At 44.5% G+C, this 9,494-nt stretch carries 8 protein-coding genes; 2 read left to right on the top strand and 6 right to left on the bottom strand.

Annotated features, from left to right (window positions below):
* Positions 1-92: 92 nt before the first annotated feature.
* Positions 93-1,487, bottom strand: coding sequence for an NB-ARC domain-containing protein (locus tag QUB12_RS22610; protein WP_333308461.1), 1,395 nt, complete (start codon positions 1,485-1,487; stop codon positions 93-95).
* Positions 1,488-1,737: 250 nt separating this feature from the next.
* Here QUB12_RS22610 and QUB12_RS22605 point away from each other — a divergent pair, with 250 nt between their 5' ends.
* On the top strand, positions 1,738-2,700 hold the full coding sequence (locus QUB12_RS22605; protein ID WP_333308459.1) for a GTPase: 963 nt from the start codon (positions 1,738-1,740) through the stop codon (positions 2,698-2,700).
* Positions 2,701-2,703: 3 nt separating this feature from the next.
* Positions 2,704-3,282: a GTPase gene (locus QUB12_RS22600; RefSeq protein WP_333308457.1), complete on the top strand. Its 579-nt coding sequence runs from the start codon at positions 2,704-2,706 to the stop codon at positions 3,280-3,282.
* A gap of 37 nt (positions 3,283-3,319) precedes the next feature.
* Here QUB12_RS22600 and QUB12_RS22595 read toward each other — a convergent pair whose 3' ends face one another.
* The 5 genes from QUB12_RS22595 to QUB12_RS22575 form a co-directional block, all read right to left on the bottom strand.
* Positions 3,320-3,931: a Uma2 family endonuclease gene (locus tag QUB12_RS22595; RefSeq protein WP_333308469.1), complete on the bottom strand. Its 612-nt coding sequence runs from the start codon at positions 3,929-3,931 to the stop codon at positions 3,320-3,322.
* Between the two features lie 285 nt (positions 3,932-4,216).
* Entirely contained in the window at positions 4,217-5,161 is a 945-nt protein-coding gene (locus QUB12_RS22590) for a GDP-L-fucose synthase (RefSeq protein ID WP_333308456.1), read from the bottom strand.
* Between the two features lie 570 nt (positions 5,162-5,731).
* Positions 5,732-6,763, bottom strand: a complete 1,032-nt coding sequence (gene gmd / locus QUB12_RS22585; RefSeq protein WP_333147114.1) for a GDP-mannose 4,6-dehydratase — start codon at positions 6,761-6,763, stop codon at positions 5,732-5,734.
* Between the two features lie 445 nt (positions 6,764-7,208).
* A complete protein-coding gene (locus QUB12_RS22580) occupies positions 7,209-7,940 on the bottom strand; it encodes a sugar transferase (RefSeq protein WP_333054666.1) in 732 nt (243 codons plus the stop codon).
* A 243-nt stretch (positions 7,941-8,183) separates the two neighbouring features.
* The gene (locus QUB12_RS22575; RefSeq protein WP_333147116.1) at positions 8,184-9,350 is read right to left on the bottom strand and encodes a glycosyltransferase; all 1,167 of its coding nucleotides are present in this window, start codon (positions 9,348-9,350) and stop codon (positions 8,184-8,186) included.
* Positions 9,351-9,494 lie beyond the last annotated feature (144 nt).

Genomic DNA, 9,494 nt, shown 5'->3' with positions numbered 1-9,494 from the left:
CACATTCTGTAGTCGGTTTTAACCGACTTTAGCTTTGAGGCAGGGGTTTCAACCCCTGCCGGACTGTCGGACTGTCGCACTGTCGGAAAGTATCAACAAACTGGATTGGATATTACATATTGTCTCACCACAGGACAAACGCTGAATAGCGTTTCATTCTCCCGTTCTTCTATTTCAACTAACGATCGCCTGCCCAAAGATTGCAGCCCGTTGAATAACTCCGATGGCGATAAATCGGCATCTTGTAGCAATTGCTCTATTGAAACTGAATTTGCTTCGCGGCTGAGGCGGCAGATTAGTTTTTTTTCTAATTCTGACAAACGATTTATCTGCGGGTGCAATGTTGCTGCCAATTCTTCCCCTAAGAATAGAATATCATATTTCAAAAATTCTGCAACCCTACCTCGGAATATTTCTTGAATGGTGGTAGCGACTATTTTCAACCACAATGGATTGCCTCGGTAGGTGTTAATTAGGTTTTCCCATGTTTCGGGATTGAGTAAACTTTTTTGTCGGAAAATTTCGGCTGCTGCTGTACCTATGCCTTTGAGTTGTAAGCTACGAACTGGTGATTTTTCTCCTTTTAATGCGGTAATTTCTCTGGGTGGTTCCCAACTATTGAGGATTAAACAACTGTTGTGGGTTGTTTCTCCGATTTGTCTGAAGAGGATGCTGTAATTTTCGTATTCGGGGCGGTAATTTCCTGCTAGTTGTCCGCTGCTGAGAATGGTTTGCACGTCGTCGAGAATGATGAGACAGCGGTTTTTTCGCAGATATTCCATTAACAGGGAAAGTCGATCGGGGATGCTGCTAGGGAGTTCGATTTCGGGTTGATTTAAGAGAAATTCTAGGAGATTTTTTAGGGTAGTTTCTAAGGGTGGGGAGTGGCGGAGACTTCGCCAGATGACGTATTCAAAGTTATGCTGAATTTTTTGGATGAGGTGGAGGGAAAGTGCGGTTTTGCCAATGCCGCTGAGTCCTAATATTGCTGCGAGGTTGCACTTTTCTTGGACGATGGATTTTTCGAGGGTGGCGAGTTCGGATGTGCGATCGGACAATGATGAAATATGAGGTGCGTCTGCTAAGTCTAGTCTGGTTTGGGGTTGGGAGGTGTCTGAGGTGGGGGTTGAGGGCGATCGGCTTTTTGGAATTTCTGGAGATTGGTTATCTGCACAAACATTGAGATTACCAATTACAAAATCATTACCAAAATTTTGTGAAACGATAAATAATTGTTGTCTCTCAAGTGCCGATCGTAAATTTGATTGAGTTACTTCTTCACCCAAGACATTTGATAAACGCTTCCATAATTTTGAGGCGATATTTCTGATGTGACCTTCGCTACAATATGATGTTTCTGCGATTTGAGAGTATTTTTGACCTTCCCATACACCCAGCAGGATCGATTTTTGCAGATCGTCCAAGTGTTCTCCTGTTTTGGCGAAAACCATTTCGTCGGCAAATCTCAAGACTTCTTGAACGTCCATTGGTCGGGTAGGTGTAGTGGTTTTGCTTATTTTATCAGACTTTTTATGACATTTTCTGATATCTATTACAAAATGTGACTTTCTTCGATAGAGATATTGTGTAACATTAATTACATTTGATGACAGTTGAGCATAGACTAAAATGTAAAATTATGTATATGATATATTTAAGGAATTAAAAACTGTAATTTAATGGCGAGAATTGAATACCAAATTGTTTATTTCGTTGGTAAACTAGGAGAATCAAGCTATGTCTGTATTCAATAGCAATGATGAAAAGCAAGCAATAAATTGGTTAGAAAGTCTGAAGGAAAAACTGCAAGCACGCCAGGATAAAAAATTCACTTTTCTATTGGTTGGTCGTACAGGAGTTGGAAAATCAAGCACGGTAAATAGTTTGATGGGTAAAACAGTTGCTGTAGTCGGTGACTATGAACCTTGTACAATGGATATTAAAAAGTATGACAATGAACTCAATGGAATTAATTTCACTATAATTGATACTCCTGGCTTGTGCGACGATCTTGAGGAAGTTGGAAATGATTATGAATATTTAGAACGTATGCGTTCCGATGTCAGCCAGGTTGACTCTATGTGGTTTGTCAGTCGTTTGGATGAAACAAGGGTTACTAATGACGAAAAACGAGGAATCAAACTGATTTCTGAGGCTTTCGGTGCCAAATTTTGGGGACAAGCTGTTATTATATTTACCTTTGCCGGTGCAAAGAATGCCTCAGACTATCCGATTGCATTGGAGAAAAGGACGGAACTCATTCGGAAAGAAATCGCTAAATACACTGGGATTGGAATAGCAAATAACGTTCCGTCGGTTGCAGTTGATAACAATAGTGAGATAACGCCCGATGGAGAAAAATGGTTAGGTGAACTTTATACCCAGATATATGCAAGAATTTCTGCTAAAGGTGCAGTACCATTTTTGCTGGCAAATGTAGAGCGAATAAAACGACCTGAAAAGGAAAGAGAAGTTATCATAGAAAAAATCTATGAGCCAGTTCCAACATATGCACCTATTGAGCTTAATCAGAGGCAGGCAGCAGTAGTCCGAAATAAGACTAATGAAGTGTTAGGTCTTGCAAGTGCGGGAGCAAGTGTTGGGGCTGTAATTGGCTCTATAGGTGGGCCACTCGGTGCTGCTGTCGGGGGTACAATTGGTGCAGGAATAGGACTTATTGCTGGGTTTTTCGGTTTGTAAAGTATGCGTAAATTTCTGCTAGTGGGACGGACAGGTGTTGGCAAATCAAGTTTTATTAATGCGGCGTTTGGTAGTTACATTGCTGAGACTTCAGAGTATGAAGCTTGTACAAAAATTGTTGAGCATTATGCTTACAAAACTCCTCTAGGCGATGTGTCTCTTATCGATACACCTGGATTAGCCGAGGATGACGAAGCCTGTGATGAAGCCTACTTATCTTTAGTACGGGCTAAAGTTAATTTAGCTCAGATTCATGCAAGCATCTATGTGAGTAGGCTTAACGAAACTCGTTTTCGTCCAGACGAAAAGCGAACACTACGCCTTTTGACTAATCGACTTGGTGCATCTATTTGGAATCGCTCTATTCTTGTTTTAACATTTGCTGCATCTGTACCTAACGATCAACGAGAGATATTTGCCGAAAAAAGGAGTCAACAAATTTTTGAGTTTATCCAAAATCTCACCCAAGAACAGGATATTGACAAAACATTTCAAGGATTTGAGCAAACATGGTTAGTGGATAATATTGTAGATAATTGGACATCTGATGGATTACCTATTCTCTCAGTATTAACAAATTGATCTCTAATCGCTTCCTTAGCGCGATCGCACTTTTCATTTATCCCCTAGATCGCAGTTCATCAACATCTGCTTCTGAATCTTCCTTAGTAAAAATTACATCCTCATAGATAGCATCAATACCTGTGCGAAAATCTACGCTAGCCAAGTGAATTTCGCTGCCTTGAGTATAGGAATACAAAACCCACAAGCCTTCAGCATTACGGCGAAAACACTCTACCCGCTCACGCTTTTGGCTAATTAACACATACTCTTGAAGCGTTTCTAATTCTTGATAGTCAGCAAACTTATCGCCCCGATCGAATCCTTCCGTACCATTAGACAACACCTCGACAATTAAACAAGGATATCTTTTAAAAGATTGAGATGATTTGTCCCGTTCGTCGCACGTTACCATCACGTCAGGATAGTAGTAGATATTCTTAGATTCAATCCTAGCTTTCATGTCGGACATATAAACACGACAGCCCCTACCCCGAACATGATTTCTCAACAAGGTAACTAAGTTGACAGTAACAGTTACATGAGCGTCATTTGCACCAGCCATTGCATAGGTTTCGCCCTGAATATACTCGTGTTTGAGCTGACTGAGTTCTTCTAACTTCAGATACTCTTCCGGTGAGATATAATTGTGGGTGCGATCGGCAATCATTGGCTTTCCCAAAATTCAGTTTTCGATGATTTCAGTCGAGGTATTTGTATTATAGCAGTTTTCACTCGGATGAAATACAGGACACAGCAGTAGGGACACGGCACTGCTGCCGACTTTTGTCAGTGAATTATCACCCAAATTTGTATAATTTCTTAGTGCCAGAAGGCGGACGGGTTCCTGTAGTATAGGTTGCAACCGCCGACTATTATAAATGAGGTTTCTAACCCGCATTTAGTATTATTCCTAAAAAAACCCGGTTTCTTGAAGAAACCGGGTTTTTCACACTCAAACCGCGTGTTGTCGATACCAATCAATCGTATTTTTCAACCCTTCCTTAAACTTCACCTCCGCAACAAAACCAAACTTTTCCTTAGCCCTTGCCGTATCCAAACAGCGGCGCGGCTGACCGTTCGGTTTGTCTGTTTCCCAAACAATTTCTCCCTCAAATCCCATCAATTCGCAAATCGTTTCCACTAAATCGCGAATTTTAACTTCGCTATTCGTTCCCAAATTAACCGGGTCAGATTCACTGTAAGATTGAGCCGCCATCACAATTCCCCGCGCGGCATCTGTGGAATACAAAAACTCGCGGCTAGGGCTGCCATCGCCCCAAACTGGCAGTGTTTTGTCTCCCCTTTCTTGCGCTTCGTAGACTTTGCGAATTAATGCGGGGATGACGTGGGAACTTTTCGGATCAAAGTTATCTTCCGGGCCGTACAGATTTACAGGTAGCAAGTAGATACCGTTGAATCCGTATTGCTGGCGGTAGGATTGCAGTTGCACTAATAAGGCTTTTTTTGCAATTCCGTAAGGTGCGTTAGTTACCTCTGGATAGCCGTTCCAGAGGTCGTCTTCTTTGAAAGGAACTGGGGTCAAGTTGGGATAAGCGCAAATGGTGCCGACGCAGACAAATTTTTCGACTCCTGCTTCGTAGGCTGCGTGGATTAGTTGCGCGCCCATCATCAAATTGTCGTAAAATAATTCAGCGGGTTTGACTAGGTTTAAACCGATGCCGCCGACGTGGGCGGCGAGGTGAATGATGATATCTTGTTGGTCGGCGGCGCGCTTGCAGTTTTCCATAACGCGGAGGTCGCAGTCGCGCGATCGAGTTACTGAAATTTTATCAGCATCGGCCCCTGCTTTCACTAGCTGGTCGATTACCTGACGGCCCAAGAAACCGGCGCCGCCCGTGACTAGAATGCGTTTGTTGCTTAAATCCAAGCTGGTCATAATTTTAGCCTCGGGATTTTGAATAAAGGTCGATCGACAATTTCAATTCTAAAATTGTTGCTTTAGCAAAAAAAGCTTTCAGCTACAGGACGAGGTTGCCCACAAATCTGTTTTAGCTGCGGCAGATAGGGACTGGTCCGTGCACACCCGAAAGTTAGATTTATTAGTAGCGAGTCCTCAACTATCATTTTAATGTTTTTATTAGCCCGCACCTCCGAAAATTTTGGGAGCAATTAAGCGGGTTCTTTGAATGCCGATCGCGCTAATATAGCGGTTCTCAAGCGTGGTGAGGTATGGGGGCTAGTCCTATGCCCTATGCCCTATGCCCTATGCCCTATGCCCTATGCCCTATGCCCTATGCCCTATGCCCTATGCCCTATACCCTATGCCCTATGCCCTATGCCCGCCAGAGCACCTCATGTTACTGAGAAAGGCTATAGCTGTAACAACCCTCTCATCAGTTGTGAAGTGTTTGCAGGGGCAATCCTCCGGGGCGCGCCTTTCGCCAAAGGGGTAGACACGGGGCCCTACCCCTACAAATTGTTCGCACTGACGGCTTGATTTAGCGACTTAATCAAATCCGTTGCCCGAACCCCGACCTTGCTCGTCTAAAGCTTTCATGTCAGCATCTACCATTAAATGTACTAACTCCTGAAAAGTTACAGAAGGTTCCCAATCTAATTGCTGGCGCGCCTTAGTCGAATCGCCTATCAACAGTTCGACTTCTGCAGGACGCAAGTAGCGTTCGTCAAACTCCACATATTTTTGCCAATCTAAATTGACGTAAGTAAAAGCCAAATCGAGAAATTCCTTAATGGAATGGGTCTCGTTGGTAGCAATGACATAATCGTCAGGCTTGTCTTGTTGCAGCATCAGCCACATCGCCCGCACGTAGTCTTTAGCATAGCCCCAGTCCCGCTTGGAATCGAGATTGCCCAAGTAAATCTTTTTCTGCTTGCCGGCGACTATTCTGGCCACGGCGCGAGTAATTTTGCGAGTTACAAAAGTTTCGCCACGGCGGGGAGATTCGTGATTGAACAAGATGCCGTTGCAGGCAAAAAGTCCGTAAGATTCGCGATAATTTATTGTTTGCCAGTGACCGTAAACTTTGGCGCAGGCGTAAGGACTTCTGGGATAAAAAGGAGTTGTTTCCTTCTGCGGAACTTCCTGTACCAAACCAAACATTTCCGAAGAACCTGCTTGATAGAACCGCACTTCTATGCCGGTGCGGTGCTGATAGTCCCGAATTGCTTCTAGCAGCCGCAATACTCCCATCCCTACTGTGTCCACCGTATATTCCGGCGAGTCAAAACTGACTCGAACGTGAGATTGAGCCCCTAAGTTATAAATTTCTACCGGCTGAACTTCTTCCAATATCCGGCGCAGAGTGGTGCCGTCCGTCAAGTCGCCGTAGTGTAGAAACAGGCGCGCACCCTCGCTGTGAGGATCGACATAGATGTGGTCAATTCGATCGGTATTGAAACTAGAACTGCGCCGGATAATGCCGTGAACTTCATATCCTTTCTCTAACAGTAATTCGCTCAAGTAGGAGCCGTCTTGACCTGTAATACCTGTTATTAGCGCTCGCTTGCGTTGCGTCATCTGATTTTCCTTTGACAGGCTGTGTTAATTCACAATAAATTTTTTGGCAGAGGCTGTTGCTCCCTGCCGGCCGTATTCTCAAACTGCTTTATAAAACTTACTCAAACTTAACTTTAGTTACCTAAAGCCAGTTGAAGTTTACTTCCTACGCTGTTGGGTAGTGGGCTATCCCAAGATAAGTAGGCTATCCCCCTTAAGCCAAAGGTTATAGAGTTAAGTTTAACACCTAAACCTAAAGTAGTCTCTCTAGAAGAACTGATCTTTCTAGATGAAGAAGAGGTAGGTTTATTTAAGTATTTGCCCCTTTAGTTAAGCACACAATTATTCGATCGGCATCCAGGAACTGTTTAGTTTTGACAAAGAGTTTGTCGCTGATTGTCAGTAGTCAGCATCAGTGGTCAGTAACAAATAAAACTAACTACCGATTGCTGACTGCGGACAAAAATTAGTATGCGCCGTTATTTTTGGGAAAAATCACAACTCCAATTGTTTTGAAAACAATCCACATATCCATCCAAAGGTTTTTGTCATTTGCGTAATAGAGGTCGATTTGGACTCGGCGGGGATAGGGAATGTCGTTGCGACCGGACACTTGCCACAAGCCTGTAATTCCAGGTCTTATGGTGAGAATTTTGTTGATGTGATTGCCGTATCTCGGCAGTTCTTCTTCAACTAAAGGTCTCGGCCCGACGACGCTCATATCTCCTTTTAAAACATTCCAAAACTGGGGAAACTCGTCTAAACTGGTCATTCGTAAAAATCTTCCAATCCAGGTAATTCGAGGGTCTTGTTTCAGCTTGAAATTGTCCTCAAACTCTTGACGCAAATGCGGAGAATTTTCCATGATTTCCAGCAATATATCGTCCGCATTTTCCACCATCGTTCTGAATTTCAGGCAATAAAACCTTTTACGGTTTTTGCCTACTCGTTCCTGTACGTAAAAAATAGGGCCGGGCGAGCTTAAGGCGATTAAGAAAGCCAAAAGCAGGTAAACCGGAGCAAACAGGATCAGAACCGATAAGGAAAACAGGATGTCAAATAACCGCTTGAAAAGTTCTCCGTCGAGGCTCTGTAGAGAACGACTTATGCGTCTATCTCCTTGCAGGACAGACCCAAAACCGCGTCTTGCGATCGCTCGAATTACCTTGCCGGAGATTAGTTGGCTGTCGGCAGTCATCTTACTCCTTCACTTCACACCACACACAGTCCTGATCATAAAGCCTCAAGACGCTTTGTTCTCTCAATTATGTTGCCAATACTCAATTTTCTGCCTTCAGAAGGCTTCAAAAGGCAGAAGGAAGAAGGAAGAGGGCTTCTCAACGCACCAGGAAGAAGGCACAAGGCACCGATGCAGAGGTCTTCTGAAGGCACTTATACAAAGGCAGAAGGAAGATTGTCCCGCTATCGGGTTCTGGCACCCTCAAGCCCCAGACTCGGTAAAATCACGGGATTGAAATTCCTGATAGCAGCGTTCCACAAAAGCTAGATAGCGCTGCCCAAAGACATCGGGGGCAAACTGTTCAGCGCGCAACCTGCTGATTTCTGGCTCAAATTTGCCTTGCAACTGCTCAAATTCCTCGACAGCTTCGACTAATGCGGCTGCGGTTTGGGAGGAAAAAAATAAACCAGTCCCAGTCTCTGGGTGTTGGCGAATGTCGAGCACTGTCTCCAAAGCGCCCCCTGCTGCATAGGAAATTACCGGTGTTCCGCAAGCTTGAGCCTCTACCAAAGCTATGCCAAAATCTTCGCAAGCTGCATAGACAAAGGCTTTCGCCTCTGCCATGTATTTTTCAACGATGGAGGCGGGCTGCCAGCCGAGCACTTGCACGTTGGGTTTGGCGATTTGCCGAATCATTTCTAATTCTGGCCCGGTGCCGATGACAATGAGAGTATGCCCTAGTTGATTGAATGCTTGGACGATCGCACTTACGTTTTTGTAACTTACCAACCGACAAACTGTGACGTAAAAGTCTTGTTTTTGCCGCATCAAGGAAAATCGATCGATATTTACCGGCGGATAAATCACCTCGGCCCGCCGCCGGTAGCACCGCCAAATTCGGCGCGCAGTGTGTTGAGAGTTAGCGATGAAATAATCAACGCGATTGGCGGAAATTACGTCCCACTGCCGCAGTCGATGCAACAAATATCGCGTCAGCAGACCCTGGATGCCCCGTCCGGCTTTGCTGCTACGCAAATAGTCAAAAGTTAAGTCCCAAGCGTAGCGCATGGGTGTGTGGCAGTAGCAGACGTGCATTTGCTGGGGACTGCTGAGGATGCCTTTGGCGACGGCGTGGGATGATGAGAGGATGATGTCGTATTCTCGCAGGTCTAGTTGTTCGATCGCGATCGGCAGAAATGGCAAATATTTTTGGACGCCGCTGCGGGCCTTGGGAAAGTGCTGCAAAAATGTTGTGCCAATCTGTCGCCCGAAAAGATAGCTTTCGGGATTGGTTGATTCAAAGTCGATGAGGGCATAGACATCTGCCTCGTCTACGTGTTTGAGGATTTCCTGTACTACGAGTTCTGAACCGCCAGTAGCTAAGGGCGTCAACCATTCGTGAACTAGGGCGTATTTGAGTTTTTTCACTTGTATTTGTAGCCGATCGAACGATGTGTTAGCGCCAGTTCTGTCAATATTAATCTTACTGAGGGATCAATACTTCGGACAGTTTTGGAACAGGGACGCTCCCCGAACAGAGACAAAAAATCCCTGGAATTTTAACCGAAACTC

The organism is Microcoleus sp. B7-D4, from assembly GCF_036705125.1.
Taxonomy (GTDB): Bacteria; Cyanobacteriota; Cyanobacteriia; order Cyanobacteriales; family Microcoleaceae; genus Microcoleus.
The sequence above is the reverse complement of the archived record's forward strand: the minus strand, read 5'-3'. Positions and strand labels throughout refer to the sequence as shown.

What these genes read in the sequence shown, in the direction of transcription:
- QUB12_RS22610 (WP_333308461.1), bottom strand. Translation starts at nt 1,487, where the DNA reads ATGGACGTTCAAGAAGTCTTGAGATTTGCCGACGAAATGGTTTTCGCC.
- QUB12_RS22605 (WP_333308459.1), top strand. Translation starts at nt 1,738, where the DNA reads ATGTCTGTATTCAATAGCAATGATGAAAAGCAAGCAATAAATTGGTTA.
- QUB12_RS22600 (WP_333308457.1), top strand. Translation starts at nt 2,704, where the DNA reads ATGCGTAAATTTCTGCTAGTGGGACGGACAGGTGTTGGCAAATCAAGT.
- QUB12_RS22595 (WP_333308469.1), bottom strand. Translation starts at nt 3,931, where the DNA reads ATGATTGCCGATCGCACCCACAATTATATCTCACCGGAAGAGTATCTG.
- QUB12_RS22590 (WP_333308456.1), bottom strand. Translation starts at nt 5,161, where the DNA reads ATGACCAGCTTGGATTTAAGCAACAAACGCATTCTAGTCACGGGCGGC.
- gmd (WP_333147114.1), bottom strand. Translation starts at nt 6,763, where the DNA reads ATGACGCAACGCAAGCGAGCGCTAATAACAGGTATTACAGGTCAAGAC.
- QUB12_RS22580 (WP_333054666.1), bottom strand. Translation starts at nt 7,940, where the DNA reads ATGACTGCCGACAGCCAACTAATCTCCGGCAAGGTAATTCGAGCGATC.